This is a genomic window from Chitinophaga sp. 30R24 (assembly GCF_049056765.1).
GTDB lineage: Bacteria > Bacteroidota > Bacteroidia > Chitinophagales > Chitinophagaceae > Chitinophaga.
In genome coordinates this window covers 832,859-854,635 of record NZ_JBJGXX010000001.1, presented here as the reverse complement: position 1 = coordinate 854,635, position 21,777 = coordinate 832,859, and the positions used below count along the sequence as shown (strand labels likewise).

The 21,777-nt window shown below is 44.5% G+C and carries 22 protein-coding genes; 9 read left to right on the top strand and 13 right to left on the bottom strand.

Going from position 1 to position 21,777, the window contains the following annotated elements; genetic code table 11:
• Positions 1–38: 38 nt before the first annotated feature.
• The gene (locus ACDQ55_RS03525) at positions 39–2,945 is read right to left on the bottom strand and encodes a TonB-dependent receptor (protein WP_420979718.1); all 2,907 of its coding nucleotides are present in this window, start codon (positions 2,943–2,945) and stop codon (positions 39–41) included.
• Between the two features lie 45 nt (positions 2,946–2,990).
• A complete protein-coding gene (locus ACDQ55_RS03520) occupies positions 2,991–3,779 on the bottom strand; it encodes a GLPGLI family protein (RefSeq protein ID WP_420979717.1) in 789 nt (262 codons plus the stop codon).
• 226 nt (positions 3,780–4,005) lie between these two features.
• Here ACDQ55_RS03520 and ACDQ55_RS03515 point away from each other — a divergent pair, with 226 nt between their 5' ends.
• The 5 genes from ACDQ55_RS03515 (at position 4,006) to ACDQ55_RS03495 (ending at position 9,456) form a co-directional block, all read left to right on the top strand.
• Positions 4,006–5,418, top strand: coding sequence for a sensor histidine kinase (locus ACDQ55_RS03515; protein WP_420979715.1), 1,413 nt, complete (start codon positions 4,006–4,008; stop codon positions 5,416–5,418).
• Positions 5,419–5,438: 20 nt separating this feature from the next.
• Positions 5,439–6,125: a response regulator transcription factor gene (locus tag ACDQ55_RS03510; RefSeq protein WP_420979714.1), complete on the top strand. Its 687-nt coding sequence runs from the start codon at positions 5,439–5,441 to the stop codon at positions 6,123–6,125.
• Between the two features lie 403 nt (positions 6,126–6,528).
• Complete coding sequence (gene pheS / locus ACDQ55_RS03505; RefSeq protein ID WP_420979712.1) at positions 6,529–7,557, top strand: phenylalanine--tRNA ligase subunit alpha; 1,029 nt, start codon at positions 6,529–6,531, stop codon at positions 7,555–7,557.
• A 39-nt stretch (positions 7,558–7,596) separates the two neighbouring features.
• Positions 7,597–8,454: a 3-hydroxyacyl-CoA dehydrogenase NAD-binding domain-containing protein gene (locus ACDQ55_RS03500; protein ID WP_420979711.1), complete on the top strand. Its 858-nt coding sequence runs from the start codon at positions 7,597–7,599 to the stop codon at positions 8,452–8,454.
• 24 nt (positions 8,455–8,478) lie between these two features.
• The gene (locus ACDQ55_RS03495) at positions 8,479–9,456 is read left to right on the top strand and encodes an NAD-dependent epimerase/dehydratase family protein (protein ID WP_420979710.1); all 978 of its coding nucleotides are present in this window, start codon (positions 8,479–8,481) and stop codon (positions 9,454–9,456) included.
• A 37-nt stretch (positions 9,457–9,493) separates the two neighbouring features.
• Here the strand turns inward: ACDQ55_RS03495 and ACDQ55_RS03490 are convergent, their stop codons facing one another.
• The 11 genes from ACDQ55_RS03490 to ACDQ55_RS03440 form a co-directional block, all read right to left on the bottom strand.
• Positions 9,494–10,162, bottom strand: coding sequence for a hypothetical protein (locus ACDQ55_RS03490; protein ID WP_420979709.1), 669 nt, complete (start codon positions 10,160–10,162; stop codon positions 9,494–9,496).
• A gap of 49 nt (positions 10,163–10,211) precedes the next feature.
• A complete protein-coding gene (locus ACDQ55_RS03485) occupies positions 10,212–11,159 on the bottom strand; it encodes a UDP-3-O-(3-hydroxymyristoyl)glucosamine N-acyltransferase (RefSeq protein ID WP_420979708.1) in 948 nt (315 codons plus the stop codon).
• Between the two features lie 543 nt (positions 11,160–11,702).
• The gene (gene hemN, locus ACDQ55_RS03480; protein WP_420980430.1) at positions 11,703–12,746 is read right to left on the bottom strand and encodes an oxygen-independent coproporphyrinogen III oxidase; all 1,044 of its coding nucleotides are present in this window, start codon (positions 12,744–12,746) and stop codon (positions 11,703–11,705) included.
• Positions 12,673–13,059, bottom strand: coding sequence for a hypothetical protein (locus tag ACDQ55_RS03475; RefSeq protein WP_420979706.1), 387 nt, complete (start codon positions 13,057–13,059; stop codon positions 12,673–12,675). The genes hemN and ACDQ55_RS03475 overlap by 74 nt, the downstream gene beginning before the upstream one ends.
• A 9-nt stretch (positions 13,060–13,068) precedes the next feature.
• A complete protein-coding gene (locus ACDQ55_RS03470) occupies positions 13,069–13,776 on the bottom strand; it encodes a sulfite exporter TauE/SafE family protein (protein ID WP_420979704.1) in 708 nt (235 codons plus the stop codon).
• Between the two features lie 3 nt (positions 13,777–13,779).
• Positions 13,780–14,217 carry a FixH family protein gene (locus tag ACDQ55_RS03465; protein WP_420979702.1) on the bottom strand — a complete coding sequence of 146 codons (438 nt, stop codon included), beginning with the start codon at positions 14,215–14,217 and terminating at the stop codon, positions 13,780–13,782.
• A gap of 30 nt (positions 14,218–14,247) precedes the next feature.
• Complete coding sequence (locus ACDQ55_RS03460; RefSeq protein WP_420979701.1) at positions 14,248–15,006, bottom strand: 4Fe-4S dicluster domain-containing protein; 759 nt, start codon at positions 15,004–15,006, stop codon at positions 14,248–14,250.
• Between the two features lie 272 nt (positions 15,007–15,278).
• Positions 15,279–16,076 carry a cbb3-type cytochrome c oxidase subunit I gene (locus ACDQ55_RS03455; RefSeq protein ID WP_420979700.1) on the bottom strand — a complete coding sequence of 266 codons (798 nt, stop codon included), beginning with the start codon at positions 16,074–16,076 and terminating at the stop codon, positions 15,279–15,281.
• Positions 16,060–17,253 carry a heavy metal translocating P-type ATPase gene (locus ACDQ55_RS03450; RefSeq protein WP_420979699.1) on the bottom strand — a complete coding sequence of 398 codons (1,194 nt, stop codon included), beginning with the start codon at positions 17,251–17,253 and terminating at the stop codon, positions 16,060–16,062. Before ACDQ55_RS03450 ends, ACDQ55_RS03455 begins: the two co-directional genes overlap by 17 nt.
• Complete coding sequence (locus tag ACDQ55_RS03445; RefSeq protein WP_420979697.1) at positions 17,247–17,648, bottom strand: heavy metal translocating P-type ATPase metal-binding domain-containing protein; 402 nt, start codon at positions 17,646–17,648, stop codon at positions 17,247–17,249. The genes ACDQ55_RS03450 and ACDQ55_RS03445 overlap by 7 nt, the downstream gene beginning before the upstream one ends.
• Positions 17,649–17,945: 297 nt before the next feature.
• On the bottom strand, positions 17,946–18,668 hold the full coding sequence (locus tag ACDQ55_RS03440; protein ID WP_420979696.1) for a Crp/Fnr family transcriptional regulator: 723 nt from the start codon (positions 18,666–18,668) through the stop codon (positions 17,946–17,948).
• A gap of 40 nt (positions 18,669–18,708) precedes the next feature.
• On the opposite strand from ACDQ55_RS03440, the gene ACDQ55_RS03435 reads away from it, so the two are divergent.
• The 4 genes from ACDQ55_RS03435 to ACDQ55_RS03420 are packed head-to-tail and all read left to right on the top strand — an operon-like array spanning position 18,709 to position 21,747.
• Positions 18,709–19,302 (top strand): pseudouridine synthase, encoded by a 594-nt coding sequence (locus tag ACDQ55_RS03435; RefSeq protein WP_420979695.1) that lies wholly within the window; start codon positions 18,709–18,711, stop codon positions 19,300–19,302.
• Between the two features lie 48 nt (positions 19,303–19,350).
• A complete protein-coding gene (locus ACDQ55_RS03430) occupies positions 19,351–20,226 on the top strand; it encodes a YicC/YloC family endoribonuclease (RefSeq protein WP_420979694.1) in 876 nt (291 codons plus the stop codon).
• 16 nt (positions 20,227–20,242) lie between these two features.
• Complete coding sequence (locus ACDQ55_RS03425) at positions 20,243–20,731, top strand: gliding motility lipoprotein GldH (RefSeq protein ID WP_420979693.1); 489 nt, start codon at positions 20,243–20,245, stop codon at positions 20,729–20,731.
• Positions 20,728–21,747, top strand: coding sequence for a sensor histidine kinase (locus ACDQ55_RS03420; protein ID WP_420979692.1), 1,020 nt, complete (start codon positions 20,728–20,730; stop codon positions 21,745–21,747). Before ACDQ55_RS03425 ends, ACDQ55_RS03420 begins: the two co-directional genes overlap by 4 nt.
• Positions 21,748–21,777: the final 30 nt, after the last annotated feature.

Sequence of the window (21,777 nt, the reverse complement as noted above, 5' to 3'; positions counted from 1 at the left end):
TCAAACGATACAGCTTTTTTATTTTCTACCAGTGAGCGTTAAAATCTTCCCTGACGGAATCCGCCGCCACTACCTCCACCGCCTCTGCCACCCGGAAAGCCCATTCTATTGCCGCCACGATCGCCGCGGTTGTTGGTATTTCCGAATTTATTGAGGAAATAAGTGAAGCTGATCATAAAATATTGTTGTAATACATTACTCTGGGTATCCTGTATATAGTTATCAGAAACGGTGCGGGATACGCTTACATACTGTCTCAGCAGATCGAAGCCTTGTAGTTTGATTAAACCTTGTTTCTTAGGGAATACGTACTTAGCAACATTAGCATTCCACATTGTAGAGGTGAGGTTGTAGCCTGCGGTACGACCCCGGCTCATGGTACAGGTAATATCGCTGCCTATCATGAAGCCCAGAGGTAGATTAATATTGAAGTTTGTATTCAGGTTGTAGTCAAAATACCGGGTATCTTTCTGACTGCTGTTCTGCGACGATTGTGTATAGTCGGTAGCGTTGTAGTTTACACTGCCGCCCAACGATAGGTCCAGTAACTCTTTGTAGGTATAGTTTACAGCTGCCGACTGCGCCAGCTGCAGGGTATTGGTATTACTGGTTAAACCGTTGCTTACTATTACATCGCGGGTGTAACCGATAGTGGTACCAGCGTTCAGATTTTGTCCTGGTGTTTTGGACAGCGGGATGGAATTGTACAGCATACCTTGTACGTTGAAGGCGCCATTTACGTTTACCGGCTTTACCGTTTGCTTACCGGTTTGCGGGTCCAGCCAGGTGGCGTTCACAATTTTATTCATGGTAAACCCACCGTTTACGGACGCAAACATACCGCGGAAGGTAATGTTGTTGAACTGATTGAAATTAATGTTCAACTTATTGTTGAAAGATGGTTTCAAATCAGGATTACCGAGTTGTATATACAACGGATTGCTGTTATCCGGTACCGGCGCCAATTGCTGTACGGAAGGTTGCTGAGTGCTTCCGTTGTAGTTAATGCGCAACCGCTTGTTTTTGGCAAACATGTAATTAAATGTTGCCTGTGGTGAAAGATTAATAGTATGCTGGCGGATAAGGCTATCCCTGCCGGTAAGGTAGGAATGGGTATTATTATCCAGGTTATTAAAGTGTACGTTTAATCCTACAGAGTAATCATACTTTAGCTTATCAGTACGGAAGGCCAATCCAGTTTGCTGGTTCAGCGTTTTATTGGTAAAGCTGTTGCTCAGGGAGTCGTTCATGATATTGTAGCTTCCCTTGGCATCATCGTAATCGAAAGTATACTTATCGCTGGTGCTGTTATAGGCGGTAAAGCCATAATTAGCCACCAGGTAATGTCCGGTCCATAACGGTTCTGTGTACGTTAAGGTAGCCCCTGCGTTCCGGCTGTCGGTATGGATAGAATTACGTTGGTTATAAGTATACAGGCTATCCGGATCAAAATAGTTGATCATGGATTTTACGATGTTTTCCTGCTGATTGCTGCTGTTGTTATAAGTAAGATTGAGGCTTAAGGTGCGGCCTAATGTTTTAAATTTCTTACGGAACAACAGGTTGCCGCCTATGTTCTGATTTGTGCCTTGCCCATCGTTGTAGATGGAGCCTTTATTGATGGTATCTCTCGCGTTATTAAGAGATATGTTATTTGTGATCGTATAGCTATTGCCGTTAGTAAGCGAAACGCTGGGTGTAAAAACCATAGACGTAAACGAATCTATAGTGTATTCCATACGCAAGGAGAAACGATTGTTGCTATTGTCTGTCTGTGAGCTGGAAACGGTATTATCGTAGTTGGTCAGCGAATTTTTGAGCGAATCTACTGTGAATGTTTGGCGGGCGCTTTTCTGTTCAACATCGTTTTTGGTGTTGTTAAAGAAGTAGCTGCCATAAATGACGAGATTTTTGCTAAAATCCTGGTTGAAATTGAGGCCGGCGTTCCAGTTACGGGTAATACCCGGATTGTTGCTGTTACCCAGGCTTTGTTGCGTCATCATTCCGCCTCCGCCTCCACCTCCGCGGCCTCCCCTATTTCCACCTCCACCTCCGCCTCCGGCAGAGCTGAAGCTCATCTGGTCTTGTTGGGTGTAGCCCATATTGTTGACGTTGTTGCCGCCGGCCAGCATTGATACTTGTTGGTTATCGCGGAAGCGGTTGAGGCTCATGGAAATACCAAATCTATCGTCTGTACCATATCCGGCAGTAGCGCGGCCGAACATACCTTTTTTCTTATCTTTCTTGATCGTAATATTAATAGCTTTTTCAGTCTGACCATCGTCTATTCCGGTGAATTGGGCCTGGTCAGATTTTTTATCAATCAACTGTACTTTATCAATGATATTGGCTGGTAGGTTTTTGGTGGCGAGTTTGGGGTCGTTGCTAAAGAACGGTTTGCCGTCTACCAATACTTTGGTAACGGTTTGTCCTTGTGCGGTAATATTGCCGTCTTTATCTACGGTTACGCCAGGTAGTTTTTTCAGCAGGTCTTCCACTACTGCGTTTTCCCTTGTTTTGAAGGCATCCGCGGTGAATTCGAGTGTGTCTTTTTTAACCACGATAGGTGGTTTTTCTTCAAGAATTTCTACAGCATTCAGGTTTACTCCTTTATGTTCCATGGCGATGTTGCCAAGTGCGAGTTGTTTCTTATCCTCGCCGATTTGCAGCAGTTTGTTGACGGTTTTATAGCCAAGAAAGCTGATATACAAGCGATAAGCTCCATCAGAGATGTTGGTGAGCTCAAAATTACCTTTATCGTCTGTTAAGGTACTGGTGGCAACGGAGGAATCTTTTGCATTAAGCAGCACTACCGTAGCTGCCGGCAGGGCTTCTTTAGTTGTTTGGTCTGTCAGCTGGCCTTTAATCTTTCCTTGTTGCGACTGAGCCTGGGCATGTAACATGCCCAAACTCAGCAGCAGCGCAAGCTGTATAAATAGTTTCATAAATAAAATTAACAGGAAAGGAGGAAGTTAGGATGAAATTTGCATTTATTGTTGCCGTGCACGTAATTTCTCCATTTCTTCTCTCATGATCTCTCTCATTTTTTCCTGGCTTACTTTTTCAGCACCGGCAGGAAGACTGAGATCTGTATCTGTAATAGGTTTCAGGTTTACGCTTTTCGCAATGAAAGAGCGTTTGCTACCTTCTGCAGACAATACTACAGCGTTGTTTTCGGGTAGTAATCCATTTATCGGAGCGAAGCTAAAAGGCAGTTCTGTAGTGTACCAAACAGTGTAGGTATCGTCCTTTAACTGGATAGTTGCCTTTTTACAGTTGTAGCCGGCTATTTTCTTTGTTTTGTCGGCCGACTTGCTATTATCGGTGAAGATGTAGTCTTCCTCTGTGTAATAGGTTTTCTTATCATCTCCGAAGGTGGTAAATACCTGTTCATATTTTTTATTAGCCAGGTCTACGTACTGGGCATTGTTGCCACGGCCGCCAAATCCGCCAAATCTTCCGCCGCCAGGTCTTCCACCTCCCCTGTTGTCGCCTTGTTGGTTACCTCCGTTTGCTCTTCCACGGCCACCGCCAAAGTCGGGGCGCTCGGTGGTAAGTTTTCCGACATTATTGCTAAACGTAAAGGTTTGATTGAATGTGATTACATCGGGGATTTGAGGCGCGTTATCGTCGCTGCCACGCTGGAAACCGCGCATACGTTCTGGATCGGTTTTAGCGGTTACTTCGTATTCGATAGTGCCTGATTGTTGGGCAAATACCGGCACGGAAGCGGAAATCAGTGTGCCTGCTGCTAATAATAAGCGGATAGTTTTATTCATACCTGTTGTTTTGTTAGCACAAAAGTCCTGCTTCGGCTTCATTTTTTGGGTTAAAAAGCTTTATTTACTGTTATTTACTGTTAAGGCCTGTCTGCAAGCGTTAATCTTCCTTATTTATTGTTAATTACTGTTAAGGGATTAGCAGGTATTAGAGCGGGAATAGATAGTTTTGTAAGGAAGCTTAAAATCTTTCATGCGACAAAGAATCCGAAATATCCTCATTCTCATGTCTGTCTGTATACTGGGCATATTTCTGTTCCAGGGGTACTGGCTGTACAATTCCTATAAACTCAGGGAGGAGCAATTCAATAAGGAGATCAATGAATCCTTAAGGATGGCCGTTTTCAACAAACAGTTCTCTGATGTGCGCCGGTATATCCGCTATTTCGGCAAGGATAAGGATTCGTTGAAATCACCGATGAAAGGGTTGGCCAACCAACTGGAGGAAATCGGTATCCCTAAAGGAAAGCATTTCAGGGGAGGACAACGGGAACACGACTTTTATCCCGGACCTCCGCCACCAGAAGCCCTCCATGGCGATTCGCCAGCCCGTATTTATGCGGATACACTGGCCCGGCAAATTTCAGAGTTCCTCATTACCAGTAACTTACACAACGATAGCGCCAACCTGATCAAGTTAGACTCTGTATTTAAAGTGGAATTAGCTAACCGGCAGATTGCCACTCCTTACGAGCTGGATACTTTCCACATCAATTACAGCGGCTTTGAAAGGGAAACATTCAGAGACAGTATCCGCCGGAGAGAACCGCGACAAACGTCAAAAATACCTTTTAACCCGGCCAGCAATCTTTTTGTACAGGCCACCTTCGATTCCCCTCTCCAGTTTATACTACAGAAGATGATCTGGACTTTACTTAGCTCCGTGTTGTTGTTGTTGCTCACCACGCTCTGCTTCATCTACATGCTGAGAACTATTCTCAAGCAAAAGAAGCTCTCAGAAGTTAAGAACGATTTTATCAATAACATGACGCATGAGCTGAAAACGCCTATATCTACCGTATCCGCTGCAGTGGAGGCATTACAGAACTTTAATGCGCTGAGCGACCAACGGAAAACGCAAACTTATCTGGACATATCCAAAAATGAACTGCAACGTTTATCGGACCTGGTGGAAAAAGTATTACATATTGCCGCAGAGGAAAAAGAAGATATTGAGCTTTTTAGGGAAGAAACTGATTTGAATGAAGTGATCGATAATATCCTCTCCAACCACCAATTAAAAGAGGGAAAACAGTTGCAAGTGCGCTATGATAATAATCTGGCCGGCAAACTGGCTTATGTGGATAAAACCCACTTGTCTAATGCCATCAATAACCTGGTGGATAATGCCATTAAGTATTCCGGCGACCAGGTGCAATTATACCTGCAAACCAGCCTGAATAATGGGGTGTTAAAGATTAAAGTGAAAGATAACGGCATTGGTATTCCCAAGGTATATCAGAGTAGTATTTTTGATAAATTCTTCCGGGTACCTACCGGTAACCTGCACAAGGTAAAGGGATTTGGTCTCGGATTAAGCTATGTGCAGAAAATAGTGGAAATGCACGGCGGCACCATACAAGTACACAGCGAGCCGGATAAAGGAAGTGAGTTTACCATTATTATTCCATCTGCTTAGCAATAAATTAAATAACTATTATGGCAAAAGTATTACTGATAGAAGATGAAGTACAGTTGGGACAGATTGTAAAAGACAGTCTTGAAATGAGGGGGTTCGAAATGTTGTATGCAGCTGATGGCAAGGAAGGGTTGCGCTTATACCAGCAAGAACACCCGGATGTGGTGGTATTGGATATTATGATGCCTAACCTGGATGGTTTTTCAGTGACCGCCGAAATCCGTAAGCAGGATAAACTTACCCCGATCATTTTCCTGACCGCCAAGTCCCAAACTGTAGATGTAGTGAAAGGATTTGAGTTGGGAGGAAATGATTACCTGAAGAAGCCTTTCAGTATGGATGAGTTGATTGTGCGTATTACCGCTTTGCTCAAGCGTTTTGGGGACACGCCTGCAGCGAAGGAAATAGAAGAAGGTGCTGTTTCTATTGGGCAGTATGTGTTTAATTACACGAAACAAACACTCGCCCGCAATAATATCACTGAGTTCCTATCGCACCGGGAAGCAGCCATTCTGCGCCGGTTATACGATAACAAGAATGAAGTAATGGAACGCAAGACCGTACTAATGGATCTTTGGGGAGATGATAACTTCTTTAATGCCCGGAGTATGGATGTATTCATTACCAAGCTTCGCAGGTACCTGAAAGACGATTCCCGGGTGCAGATCGTGAATATCCGTGGAGTGGGCTATAAATTGATCTTCTAGTACAGCTGATACCGGGGGCTATTGCCCTTTCCTGCCAGAGATCACTGATTTCAATGTTAAACGACGTTTCATATAAGTACTGTAAAGGTGTACATTCCCTGGGAATAATGTTGCCCCGATCTTAACCTATAGTGTTTACTATCGAGCGATTTGCATACGGCCTGCCATTATTGGTTACTTCATAGGCGTAGGATCAGTAGCATAATTAATTGAGTTTTTCGTGGTTACCAGTTATTTGCTTAATGGCAGTATCCTCTACAAAGGATTGACTAGCAATGGAGAAATGGTGCATGAAGTGGAAATCTGCGCCTGTATTAATCTATCAAAATATACATTATTTCCCTTAAATAAGTGAAGGGTTTAAACACAGCAGTTTATTCCTAAACGCTTATCTTTGTTCTTTATGGAACAGTTAGTACAGCAAATAGCAGCCTACAAGGAAGAAATAGCGGCATTTACGCCTGCAGGAGCGGCGGATCTGGAACAGTACCGCATTAAATTTTTGGGTACAAAAGGTATCGTGAAAGCCCTTTTCGGGGAAATGAAGCAGGTACCGAACGACCGCAAGAAAGAATTCGGCCAGATCTTAAACGAATTTAAACAACTTGCGGAATCCCGCTACGAGCAATTCAGTGATTTGAAAGATGCTAGTGGCGCAGATGCTGCTGATACCGACTATACCTTGCCAGCGGCTCCTCACCGATTAGGTACCCGTCATCCTATCAGCCTGGTGCGAAATAAAATCATCCGCATTTTTGAGCGCCTGGGCTTTACTATCGCGGAAGGTCCGGAAATAGAAGATGACTGGCATAACTTCACAGCGTTGAACCTTCCGGAAAACCATCCTGCCCGCGATATGCAGGATACTTTCTTTATCAGTAAGAACCCTGATTGGTTACTGCGTACACAAACGTCTTCTGCCCAGGTAAGGGTAATGGAAGAGGGTAAGTTACCCATCCGCATTATCAGCCCGGGAAGAGTATACCGTAATGAAACTATTTCTGCCCGTGCCCACTGTTTTTTTCATCAGGTGGAAGGGTTATATATAGATGAAAATGTGTCTTTTGCAGACCTCAAGCAAACGTTATATCACTTTGTAAAAGAGATGTTTGGAGAAAATACGGGTATCCGTTTCCGCCCTTCGTACTTCCCTTTTACAGAGCCCAGCGCAGAAATGGACATTGTATGTTTTATCTGCGGGGGTACAGGATGTTCTGTTTGCAAACATACCGGTTGGGTAGAAATTTTAGGTTGTGGTATGGTGCATCCCAAGGTGCTGGCCAATTGCGGTATAGACCCTGAAAAATATACTGGCTTTGCTTTTGGTATGGGTATAGAACGTATTACCATGCTGAAATACCAAATCAAGGACCTGCGGTTGTTCTCTGAAAACGATACCCGCTTCCTGGAACAGTTTGAGGGCGCCGTTTAGCTAACCGAAAGTGTTTTAGCCAAAAGATAAAATAACAAAATGGTGATTGAGTCTATTGCCGTATGCGGTGCTGGTACAATGGGCGCCGGCATTGCCCAGATTGCAGCTTACAGCGGATATCGCACTACCTTGTTTGATATCCGTCCGGATGGGCTGGAAAGGGCTAAAGCACAAATTGAGAAAAGCCTTACCGGCGCTGTAGAAAAAGGTAAACTGGCCGTAGCAGACAAAGAAAGCATCCTGCAGCGGATCAGTTTCACCGCTGCTATCAACGACTGTAAGGCCGATCTGATTATAGAAGCAATAGTAGAAAACTTGTCTGCTAAAACCAGCTTGTTTAATCAACTGGCAGAGATCAATACTGCTAAAACCATTTTTGCCACCAATACTTCTTCCCTTTCTGTTTCCACCATTGCCGCTGCAGTTACTGTACACCCGTCGAGGGTAGCAGGAATGCATTTTTTTAATCCAGCCCACCTGATGAAGCTGGTGGAAGTGGTGAGTGGTCGTGAAACGTCGCCGGAAGTGGCAGATGTCCTCTATGCGGTAGCAATGAGGATGGGCAAGGTGCCGGTGCGGGTGAAAGATGCGCCGGGTTTTATTGTAAACCGGGTTGCGCGTCTTTATTACCTGGAAGCCATGCATCTGGCTGCTGAGCATGTAGCCGATTTTAGTGCTATCGACCAGCTCCTGGAGAGTGTTGGCTTTAAAATGGGGCCCTTTGCCTTGATGGACCTGATAGGCAACGATGTAAACCTTGCTGTTACCCAATCGCTATATGATGCGTTTAATCATGCGCCCCGCTTTAAACCCAATACGTTACAGGAACAACGGGTAAAAGAAGGAAAGCTGGGACGTAAAACAGGATTGGGTTTTTACAAGTATGAACAACAATAGTTTCAGTAAAAGAATTTAGTCTTCATGATATTAGTAACCGGCGGTACAGGTTTTTTAGGTAGTTATTTAATTCGGGCATTGGTTGCTGCAGGGAAACCTGTAAGGGCCTTATACCGTCAACAACCTGCCCCACAGTTGCAGGATATTATGGATAAGATAGAGTGGGTGCCAGGCGACATATTGGATGTATGCGCTCTGGAAGATGCAATGGCCGGTGTTACCCAGGTGTATCACTGTGCCGCAGTGGTGTCTTTTCAGGCAAATGCTAAAGACCGCCTAATGAAGATCAATGTAGAAGGTACTGCCAATGTTGTGAATATGGCTCTTGACGCTGGTGTAGACAAGCTGCTTTATGTGAGCTCCGTAGCTGCTATTGGCAGGGCAAAAGAGGGCGCTGTTATTGATGAAACCGCTGAATGGGAAGACAGCCCGAATAACTCCCGTTACAGCGTTAGTAAATTCCAGGGAGAAATGGAAGTATGGAGAGGTATCGCCGAAGGGCTCGATGCAGTGATTGTAAACCCTTCCATTATTCTCGGTGCAGGTTTTTGGGACCATGGTTCCAGCGCCATACTAAAAAATGCCTGGAAAGAATTTCCTTATTACACAAAGGGAGTAAATGGCTTTGTAGATGTAGAAGATGTAGTGGAAGCGATGATCCGGTTAATGGACGGTAATATCGCAGGCGAGCGCTTTATTTTATCTGCCAACAATTGGGACTATCAGCAGCTGTTTACTACTATGGCCAGAGAATTAGGTAAAAAGCCACCGCATATTGCCGTAAAACCCTGGATGGCAGAGGTAGTATGGCGGGTAGAGAAGATAAAAGGAATGCTCTCTGGTAAGCATCCACTAGTAACCAAGGAAACTGCCCGTACAGCTCAAATGAAAATATACTATGAAAATAAAAAAGTATTGAATGCGCTGCCGGGATTCCATTTCCAGCCGCTGGAAAAGACCATCAGGCGTATTGCTGCTGCTTACCTGCAGGAGCGTGGATAATCATAAACACGTTATACAACATTAGTTTTCCGCCTTATCATAAAAGGGCCGCTATCGCCGCCGCCAGGGTTTTAGCCAGTTCGGTCCCTATTTCTTTGCTTACCCAGGCCCGGGGCGTGTTGCCCGGGATAACTGCTGCCACGGGTTGCCTGCGGTACTGAAATTCGTAACATACATTTTCATAAGAATTAACCTTACCAAAATGGTTATGTGCAGTAATGCGTATATCTGTACCGGCAGACCTTAGTACGCCGACAGGTTTGTTTTCGTTCAGTTCCAGATAGTGAGACGGTTTAAGAATCATTTCCCAGCGATTTAAAGGCTCATTTTTAGTGCCATTGATCAGGGTGTAGTGAAGTGTTGTGTTTCCGGGTAATCCGCTTAAATAAGGCGGTAAATCACGGTTAGAGAAGGCAATTGCGTTGGTGGTCATGGTTTGTACCAGTAGGTGTTCCCCATTTCCGGTCAAATAAAAGTTAAATGCATCTTTAGGGTCTTTGATGAAAGTGGTTTCGGCCAGGCCATTTTTTCTGGAGGAGGTGGTATATAAACCCAGGGAGAGGGTTTTTGCGGTTAGCCAGCCGTCTTTTATTTTAATGCTCCATTCCTGTTCATTTGTATACAGGGAAGATGTGGTTTGAGATTTTTTAGCAGTACTGCAACTCCAAAGCAGTAAAGAGAGGAAAACAGCGAATAAATACTTCATAAACGGAGCATTGGGCAGGAACCCAGACCGGGTTCCTGCTATCTGAAAATTACTTTGTTTCTTTAAGCATTTCCCATATTTCCGGAATGCGTTTGATCCAGGCGAGTTCTCTTCTTTTGGCTTTGGCATCTTCTGCAGGATAGCCGAAGTATACCTTGCCGCCTTCCAGGGAAGACGGTACGCCACTTTGTGCAAGTACAACAGCGCCTTTACCGATGGTAAGATCTTTATTAACACCTACTTGTCCCCAGAGGATAACGTTGTCTTCAATCTTCGCTTTACCGGCAATACCTACCTGTGCAGCAATCAGCACATTTCTGCCTACCACGGTGCCATGTCCGATGTGGATCATATTATCCAGTTTGGTACCACGTCCTATGATTGTATCGCCGCTTACACCCTTATCGATGGTACAGCCTGCGCCTATTTCTACATCATCTTCAACGATTACCCTGCCACAGCTTTCCAGTTTGTCGTATATCACTTCCCGGTCTGCCCTTTTCTTGAAGTAAAAAGCATCGGCGCCTAATACTGTACCTGCATGAATAATTACGTTATCACCGATCACGCTATGGTCATAAATTGTTACATTGGGATGTATAATACAGTTACGGCCTATACGCACATGATTGCCAATGAATACGTTGGGTTGAACAATAGTACCTTCTCCTATTACAGCGGTGTCGCTGATGGCCTTGGTAGCAGGTTCAAAAGGACGGAACCTTTTTACCAGTTTTACATAGGCGCTAAAGGGGTCATCAAGCACTAACAATGCTTTTCCTTCCGGGCAATCTACCTTCTTGTTGATGATGATAATAGTGGCTGCTGAGTTTAAGCTAACGTCATAATATTTCTCAAAGTCTACGAAGGAAATATCTCCGGGAGTTACTTTATGGATCTCGTTAAGACCAGTAGCCATTAATTGATTGTTGCCAACCAGCTCTGCGCCTATATATGCTGCTATTTCCGTTACTGCAACAAGTGCTTCGAACTTCATATGAACTGAATTATTGAATATAATTAAAGAGCAACAAAGGTAGTAAATCGGTGATTGCAACCATCAAAATATAGCAAGCAGACGATGATGTTTTGAAAATCCCAATCTGCTGTTATCCACAATTATTTTAGTGGTGTGAATAAATTTTTTTGTAAAATTTTTCTTTTGTGATGAAATTCTTTTTAATATTGTGTAGGGAATTTTGTTTCCCTGTACTTACTAACCCATTCACATAACAAGAAAGTCTGATTGTTCAAACGGTCAGACTTTTTTTATTGCCCCTGAAACGCTTGTGGGTAAAGCGTTACAGCCCATCGTTATTTCAAAAGACTATAAATCACTATCATAATTCTATTCTTTTTTTGTCCTTTTCAGGAAGGTACTGCACCAAAGATGCTACCCGCTATTTTTGTGATGTGGACCTAATAGGGAGTCTTAAATTTTAGATTTTTAAGCACCTGCTTTTAGCTTTTGAAAAAAGAGGCGCTAGTTGTCTTCGCTATCGTTTTTAAAAGCTAAAAGCGGTAGTTTGAACACCTATTCTTAGGTCGCGTTGCTAAACAATTGTGAATGTGGCACTTGTCGCCATAAGCGTGCATCAAAAGCTATGCATATGTTGCGAATAAACGGTCTGCCTTTGTCTGTTACCACCAGTTTTTGAGGGAGTATTTGTACTAGTCCGTCTTTCTCTGGTTCTTGCAGTCGCTGCAGGCTTTCTGTCACTGCATCGCATTGCGTATCTGCTTTGTTCCAGGTGGTTTCAAAGTTACACATCAGGTGATGTATGTGCCGTCTTAACAGTAGGTCTTCTTCACTGAGGATATGTCCTTTTACCACTGGAAATTCTCCCCTGCCCACTATCTCTTGGTAGGCGTTTATTTGTTTCTCGTTTTGTGCATAAGCGTACCAGCTGTCTCCTATGGAAGAGGCACCCAGTCCTACCAGCAAAGAAGTGTGTGAAACAGTATACCCCATGAAGTTACGGTGCAGCTTACCCTGATGAAAAGCTGTATGCAATGGCTCTCCCGGCAATGCAAAATGATCCATACCGATTTCAGTATAACCTTCACTGTTGAAGAGTGATTTACCCAGCTCATATAACTTCCTTTTCTCTTCATCTTTAGGAAGATCGGCTTCGGTATACCTGCGCCGTCCGGTACCCTTAATCCAGGGTACATGTGCATAGCTAAAAAAAGAGATCCTGTCTGGACGCAATTGCATAGTCTTGCTGATGGTATCTTGCATACCCGTTATTGTTTGCAGGGGAAGGCCATAAATAAGGTCGAAATTGATGGAGGTAAAGCCTGTTTGCCGGGCGTTTGCTACTACTTTCTGTACCATTTCAAATGTTTGCCGGCGGTTAATGATTTCCTGTACCTGTGGATCAAAATCCTGGATGCCCAAACTAATCCTACGGAAGCCCAGGTTGTACAGTGTAGTAAGGTGTTCCGGAGTAGTATTGCCAGGGTGGCCTTCAAAGCTCAAACAGGCATCAGGAAGTAAGTCGGAAGTACTATAAATACCTTTCAATAAGTAAGTTAGATGTTGGGCGCTGAAGAAAGTAGGTGTGCCTCCACCCAGGTGGATCTCGCGGATGCGTGGCCGGCCGCCGAAAGCAGCAACGTATAACTGCCATTCTTTTAATATCCAACATATAAGGCGCTTCTACCTGGTGGTTCACTGTGATATGTTTATTGCAACCACAGTAGGTACACATTTTCTCACAGAAAGGAAGATGGATATAAAGGCTGATACCGTCCTTGTCATTAAATTCCAGGAAGGATTTCTTGAGCAAGGCTTTCCAACGGCCGGTATGAAAGTTGTTTGCTTCCCAGTAGGGAACTGTAGGGTAGCTGGTGTACCGTGGAGCAGCAATGTTATATTTACGGATAAGACTCATGATAATAGTTTATGGTTTATGACAACAATTTTCAACAGCATTTTTGGGGTTGGTGAACATGTTAGGGCTGATATATGGAATGCCGAGGTTAAGGCCGCGAAGGATCAGCAGGATACCCATCAGGCATGCTAATGCAGGTGCTAGTTTGCGTATTTTGTTACGCAGGGAATAAGAGAACAGGTGCCCAAACCAGATAAGCGCCAGCATGGCGGGAAGTGTGCCTGCACCAAAGGCAATCATGAACAATATGCCTTTTATTACTGCCCCTGCAGATACTGCACCGGCTATACCCAGGTACACTATCCCGCATGGAAGGAGTCCATTCAAAAAGCCGATAAGATAAAGTCCTTCAAAGCGTTGTTGACGTAAGAAAGCGCCCAGGAGTTGTTTTATTTTGCCTGAAAGAAAATTTAACTGTCCTGCTTTTTTTACCCATGGGCAACCTGCATATTTGATAACCACAACTGTTACCAGCAACCTGCTGGTAAGCACCGATAACGATTGCTGTAATCCGCCCAGATAAAGTTGCTGTCCCAGCCATCCAAATATAAGCCCCAGTAGCGCATAAGCGCTGATACGGCCTATATTGTATAGTAAGACGCCGGCTAGTTTCCTGATACCGCTAAGTTGCTGCACCGGCAGTATTAAAGCAATAGGACCACACATGCCCACACAGTGAAAGCTACCGGCAAAGCCCAACATAAATGAAGTAATCATCGCTCAAAAAATATTTAATGGTTGTTCCTGATAAAAAGGTTGATTGTTCATCTGCCATTCTACTGTTGCTTTGTAGCGCCCTTTTATGAACAATAGGCGCTTAATTAACTGCCGGCCATTCTCATCGGGTTGTAGTGGCAGCAGTATATCTTTCCCGGAATCTGAAGGACGGTAGAAGGTAAGCTTACCGGTAATAAGCATGCCGTGTAGTTCGGGGGGCAATACTACCAGGATGCCGGTAGGAGTTTGCTGAATACTAATAGGCACGGATAGGCCGGCGGCATTTTTCCGGCCATCTATAACGTGCTGGTATTTAAGTTCTTCACCATAGTAATCAGACGTTACCATATCGATGTGGGTGCACATGCTCTTGGCGACCAATGTTAAGATCCCGGCGGCAAAAACAATAAATACAAGGATGATCCTATATCCCCAGTTCATAACATAAGGGTTTTAAAATTAATAGTCTGCTTATTGTACCGGGCCTAAAAAGGTGGTACGTAAACGGGTAATGCGTTGTTGATGCTCATATAGCCCGATGTATAAGGTAGATTTCCGCTGATATAACAGCGCTTTAGGCAGTACAATAAAGAAAGTGCCTTCCCCCTGCCCTTCTGGTCTCATATGGATTACCGGGTTGCCGATCATGTTGATGACGCCGTTTGCATTTTCCAGTTGCAGGGTGAGTGGAATGTCCTTATCTGTTTTGTTAATCAATTTAACACGGTATTGGTTTGCAATACTATCCGTGCCCCGTTCCTGGTAAAGTATACCTGCAATGCGCATAATGGTGCCGCTTACTGGCGGGCGGTTGCCCAGTATAAAACTGATGGTACTGAACAGCAACAGCAGCATAAAAGCGTATATAGCCAACCTGGGAGAAAAACGTAGTTGCTGTTTCCCAGCCATCCTGTTTTTAGCCGTATAACGTATTAGTCCTTTAGCGCGGCCGGTTTTTTCCATCATGAAATTGCAAGCATCTATACAAGCAGTGCAGTGGATACATTCCAGTTGAGTGCCATTTCTTATGTCTATTCCCGTAGGACAAACTTTTATGCATTGCCCGCAATCGATGCAATCACCATGGTGGATGTTTGAATCATTTTTACGGAACTTTTGGCGGGGTTCTCCCCGTTCGTCATCATAAGACACCAACAAGGAGTTTTTATCCAGTAGCACCCCTTGTAATCGGCCATAAGGGCAAAGAATAGTGCATATCTGTTCCCTCATAAAAGCAAATACACCATAGAATACGCCGGAAAAGAGTATGTTCGGATAAGGGAGCGGTAATGATTGCGCCTAATGCTTTGGAGCCTATGATATAGGAGAGCAATACATTGGCAATTAAAAATGACAATAAATAAAAGACCAGGTGCTTCCCTGTTTTGCGGATGAGTTTATTGATATTTCTGCAGCCTCATTGGCTACAAATGTGCCACTACGGACGGTTTTATATAGATTCACGAGCATCAATATTAACCCACTGATATATAACAAACCTCCTAATGCGCGTAGGCATACATCGGTACAATAGTCGTAATCGTTTCAAGGAATTGGTATTTCAGCTGTCCTTCTTCTGTAAATTGTTTCCACATCATACTTTGTGTGAAAGCGGCCCAATAGAGGGGAACCACATAAAATATGATGCCGAGGGCTCCTATCCAGAAGTGCGTATTCGCCCATTTATGGGAATATAAGGAGGTGCTGAACAAGCGTGGTATCAGCCAATACAAGATGCCAAATGTGAGGAATCCATTCCATCCCAGTGCGCCTACATGTACGTGAGCAATGGTCCAATCGGTATAATGGCTGATCGCATTCACATTTTTTAAAGAGAGCATGGGTCCTTCAAAAGTGGCCATACCATAGCAGGTAAGCGCTACTACAAAAAATTTCAGGATAGCGTCCTCCCTTACGCGGTCCCATGCACCCCGTAAGGTGAGGAAGCCATTCAGCATACCTCCCCAGGAAGGGGCAATCAGCATGATGCTAAAGGCGGTACCGAGCGATTGCGCCCATTCCGGCAGTGCGGTATAGAGGAGATGGTGTGGTCCTGCCCATATGTAAATAAAAATCAGCGACCAGAAGTGGATAATAGACCAACGATAAGAATAAACAGGCCGGGCGGCCGCTTTGGGCACAAAGTAATACATAAGTCCCAGGTAAGGTGTGGTGAGAAAGAAAGCTACAGCATTATGCCCATACCACCATTGTACCAATGCATCCTGTACGCCTGCATACCAGCTGTAGCTTTTAAACAGCGGTAGCGGGAATTCAAAGGAGTTAATGATATGCAACATGGCAATGGCTACCCAGGTGCCTATATAGAACCAAACTGCCTGTTTTACTGATTAGTGTGCCTGTTTTGTCGAATACAATATGGGTAGCGCCAGCCATGTTTTCGATAGCCTGTGCATTGCGCAGATATAGCTGGTGCCGGCTGAGGATGCGCAATATATGCCCGTTGGTAAAAGAAGAGGCCAGTAACAGTGCACAGGGACAAGCAACGATCAGGATAGCGGTAACGGCTGGCCATATCCGTGCGGGATTATGTATGCCCCACCAGGTGGCTGTAACAGCCGCAATGATCAATACAACCCAGGTAAAATAGCGACTAAGCAAATGAACAAAAGATATTTGTTCCGGTGCTTTATCTTTTAGCTCTTGCCGGTTCGATAAACTGGTCAGATAGCTTTGAGCTACTTCCTTAATGGTAAGTATTTCCAGATTGTCTTTCAGTTGACGCCCGCCGGCGTAAATGATTTCTCCTACCGACTTGCTGACAGGCACTGATTCGCCAGTCACGAAACTATAATCTATCAGTGCATTACCTTTTACAATAATGCCGTCTGCCGGCACCAGTTCATTATTGTGTATAAGAATGGTGTTGCCGGTTTGCAAGTTAGGTAAAGCAGTAGGAATTTCTTTTTTATCAATAATAACGTTAACGGTTATAGGAAAATAAGTGGTGTAATCGCGGTCGAAAGAGAGTTCATGATAGGTTTTGTCTTGCAATACCCTTCCGATGAGCATAAAGAAAACTATGCCGGTCATGGAATCGAAGTATCCGGAATGGCCGTTGCTTATTTCTGTGAGGCTTCTTATAAAAGTGACCAGTATCGCTAGTACAATAGGTACATCTATATTGAGGAGCCCTCGTTTTAAGCTGCTCCAGGCCGACCGGTAGAAGGCTTGTGCGCTGTACAGCAACACTGGCGAGGTGAGTACAAAGTTCATATGGTGGTTAAGCTGTTCGTCCAGGCCGCCATTGCCGGCAAAATAGTCGGGGAAACTGAGCAACATGATATTGCCGAAACAAAAGCCGGCAATGCCGAGTTGGTAAATAAGGGTACAGTTAGCGCCAGGCTTTTTATGCTGCAGGTTTTGCAGGCTGATATAGGGCTTATATCCTATGGAGGTGAGTATTTCCGCTACTTTTCTCAGCGAAGTGTGTTGTTGGGAGAAGATGATCAGCACCTCTTATTACTAAAGTTAACGATTAAACGCTGTATGCCAGGTTCCAGTTTATGGAGGTTTTCCAGTAGCCAAAGGCAAGAGCTGCAGTGGATTTGAGGGATATAGAAAGAAACATGAGTTTGCGTGTCATTACGGAACAGGATGAGTTGTTGCGTTATGCTTTCTTCGTCGAGGAAAGCAAACTTATCTTTCCGGATCTCTATACGTTGATTAATGCCCGGTTGATGAGTAAGGTCGTAATATTCACAAAGTTGATGTTGTTGCAGTAGTTCAAACACCAGTTTGCACCCGGTGCAACAGAAGTTTTTTTCTGCCAGGGTAATGTCAGTATTAATACAGGCTTCCCCACAGTGGTAACAGACAGTTTGGGCGTGTTTATAGGAGTAAATGGGCATTATTCGATGATTATATGGTATCGTTTACGCATAATTTATATTCATTCCAGAAGGGGTGGCAATTGGTAATTGCCGGAGTTTTTGCGAGTTCATGGAAATTAATGATGAAATATGCGAACATGGAGAAGATATTTTGTACGGTCGAAAAAGTATTAGCAGGTGTGGGATTGGGCAATGATATGTATCAAGGGAGAATATGATAAATATCAGGAGAGCGGATAAGGGGTTAGCTATTGGCTGCTGGGAGGAATGAGGAGCCGATGGATATTGCGTAATACTACCGGCTGTTTATTACTATTAATCTTGCAGGTTGGCTGTTCGGATAATTTCCGGCATGTCCAGCATACGGATCTTTTTACCTTCCAATTCTATCATGCCGTCTTTTTTGAATTCGGAGAGCAGGCGGATCGCAGACTCGGTGGCGGTGCCTACAAGGTTGGCTATTTCTTCGCGGGAAAGCCGGACGCTGAGGGTTTGACCATCTTCTTCAAGGCCATACGTTTCTTTGATAAAAAGCAGTGTTTCTGCCAAACGTTCCCTTACTGGTTTTTGGGCCAGATGGGTAATTTTTAGTTCTGCTTTCCGCAGTTCACTTGATAAGATGCGCATCATTTCAAAAGAGAGGGAGGCATCTTTTTGCAAGATATTGAGAAACAGATCTTTAGGTATAAAGCAGATAGAAGAGTCTTCGAGTGCGGTGGCAGTAGCGGTATATCTTTCATTGCTCAACAGCGCCTTATATCCCATAATATCGCCGTCGCGGATCAGCCGGATGATCTGTTCCCTGCCATCGTCGCCACTATGGGAGAGCTTGATTTTACCATCGTTTACGCAATATACGCCAAATGGGTAGGCGCCTTCATGGAAGATGACCTGTCCTTTCCTGTAAACAGCACAGACTTTAGCGGCTGAAATCTGTTCGAGATTACAGGCTTCCGCTTTGCAGAATATAGAGGAAAAGCGATCCTTACAGTGTTGGCATGAAGGATTGTGGAACGGTGTAGCCATATCAATTCGCAAAAGTACTAATTTACGGCTCTTTCACCAAAGGAATGCACTAGTGGCGCTTAATTATTATATTATTTATAAACCATATGAGGTATTAACCAGGTTTACTCCCGAAGGCAACAAAGCTTGTTTGGCAGATTTTTTTAAGGTGCCGACGGATGTATACCCAGTGGGCCGGCTAGATTATGATAGTGAGGGCTTACTGATCCTTACCAATGATAAGGCCCTGAATCAGCAGTTGTTACTGCCGCGGCATGCGCATGAACGGGAATATTGGGTGCAGGTAGATGGTGCCGTAACGGAGACTGCGGTAAAAGAGTTATCAGCAGGTGTAGATATTCATGTAGATGGAAAGCTGTACCATACCCGGCGTTGCAAAGCCAGTATTTTTCCGGAAGAGCCAGCCTTGCCTTCCCGCAACCCGCCTATCCGTTTCCGGAAAAGTATCCCGGCCCCCTGGTTGCGGATGGTTCTTCAGGAAGGGAAAAACCGGCAAGTAAGACGTATGACAGCTGCGGTAGGCTTTCCTACGTTGAGGCTTGTGCGTTATCGTATCGAAAACATTACCATTGAAGGCATGCAATCTGGAGAAATGAAGCAGCTGAGCCGTGAAGACATTTATCGGGGACTAAAGCTGAAAGCGTGAATGATTTTGGATTTTTTTAACTAGGTTTGTCACTTACAAATTTGTATTATGCTGAAATCAATGACCGGCTTCGGAAGGGCAGAAAGCACAAGAGGCGAAACCAGTATCGTAGTGGAGATCAAATCACTGAATGGAAAGCAGTTTGAGGTGAACCTGAAATTTTCTCCTTTGCTCAAGCCCTATGAGTTCGACATCCGCACCCTTATGCAGCAAACGCTGCAACGGGGCACCCTGGATGCAACGATCAATATACGCCAGAATGGTGCTACCCGGCCGGTTGTGATTAATACAGACCTCGCTAAATATTATTACCAATCCATTACCATGCTGGCCAATCAGCTGGAGCTGCCACAGGGCGATATGCTGAATGTGCTGATGAAACTGCCAGAGGTGGTAAGTCCGGCTACAGAACAGATTACAGAAGAAGAGTGGCAGGATGTAGCAGAGACCCTGAAGGAAGCCCTCACCGACCTGGATGATCATCGCGTGGATGAAGGACGTATGCTTGAAGCAGACCTGCAGCAACGTATAGATAACATTGATGCCTCCATGCAAAAGGTACGGGAGCTGGATCCGCTGCGTAAAGACCGGATCCGTCAGCGCCTGGAAGGCTTATTGGCTGAACATGTAGGTAAAGAAAACGTGGACAGCAACCGCCTGGAGCAAGAATTGATCTTCTACCTGGAAAAACTGGATATCTCCGAAGAACTGTCCCGCCTGGAAAACCACCTGCGTTATTTCAGGGAAATACTTAAAGATGCTGATGCTGCCAAAGGAAAGAAATTGGGATTTGTATTGCAGGAAATAGGACGCGAAATAAATACTACCGGCTCCAAAGCCAACGACGCCGGTATCCAACAATGGGTAGTGCTGATGAAGGACGAACTGGAGAAAGCCAAAGAACAAGTTTTAAACGTTTTATAGTAAGGTACAATACCGTATGAACAGACTATTCCTGGCAACAGCAGGACTTTTACTGCTGGCAGCAGCCTGCAAACCGCCCAAACTGGATACCTACGAGAAGAACCTGGAAATACCAGGCCATGAATGGAGTTATGACTATAAGCCGTCTTTTGAAGTAAAAATACAACCAGAAGATACATCCAGCCTGTATAATATTTGCGTAAATATCAGACATACGGATGCTTATCCCTACAGCAATATTTGGTTGTTGATAAGCACACAGTATCCCGGCGATAGTATACCTAAAGAACAACGGGTAGAACTACCATTGGCGGATGTAACAGGTAAATGGTCCGGTTCCGGCCTGGATGATATTTTTGAACATCGTATTTTTATCCAGCAGCGCGCAGTCTTTAATAAACCAGGTATCTATAAGTTTACGTTTGAGCAGAATATGCGGCAAAATCCGCTCCCCCATGTAATGAATGTTGGCTTGCGGATTGAGAAAGCCGGCACAAGGCCATGATGAAAAGAATTGTCAATAAAATGCAGGAAGGAACATCCGTTTCCTTCGTTTATTTTTTAGTACTGGCTTATACAATAGCCGCTCTGGTATGGTGGGGGATCCTGCTATTCCGGCAAAGTGAACAGATCAAGGGTTTTGAACTGCAAAACCTTAACCTGCGCATCGATAGCCAGACCCAACAGATGGCGCACCAGCTTGAGTTGCAGCGTATCAACAAGGAGGAAAGAATGCGCGCATTCAAATATGTGGGAGAAGGCATAACTTTCCTGGGTATTATCCTGCTCGGAGCGCTCTTTGTTTTCCGTGCTGTATGGAAGCATATGAAGCTTGGCCAGCAGCAGCAGAATTTTATGATGGCAGTGACCCACGAACTAAAGTCCCCTATCGCAGCAGCTAAACTTAACCTCGAGACTATCCGTAAACATAGGCTTGACGAAGAAAAACAGCTAAAGCTCATTAACAACACCATTCGTGAAACCAACAGGCTCGACCAGCTTTGTAATAACATTTTGCTGGCCGCCCAGTTAGAAACACATAAATATCAGCTCTTTAGAGAACCGCTGGACTTCTCCACCCTGATAGAAAACAGTATCCGGGACCTTGATAACAGGATTGGTACCCACCAGATCAAATCCGATATTTTACCCCATGTATGGATGGAAGGAGATAAGCTGACTTTACAGATCGTGTTGAGTAACCTGGTGGAAAATGCTGCTAAATATGCGCCTAAACACACTACTATCTATGTAAAGCTGTTTGAAAACAAAGAAGGCCTTAAACTGCAGGTGATAGACGAAGGCCCCGGCGTGCCTGATGAGGAGAAAAAACGGATATTCCTTAAGTTTTACCGGGTGGGCAATGAAAATACCCGCAAAGCCAAAGGATCGGGTCTCGGCCTTTTTCTCACTGCCAAAATAGTAGAGCAGCATGGTGGACATATTGATGTGAAAGATAATATGCCTAATGGTAGCTGCTTCGAAATAACCTGGTCTGAATATTCCGTGCAAACGGCGTAAATTAGATGACGGATTGAGGAATACCCAATA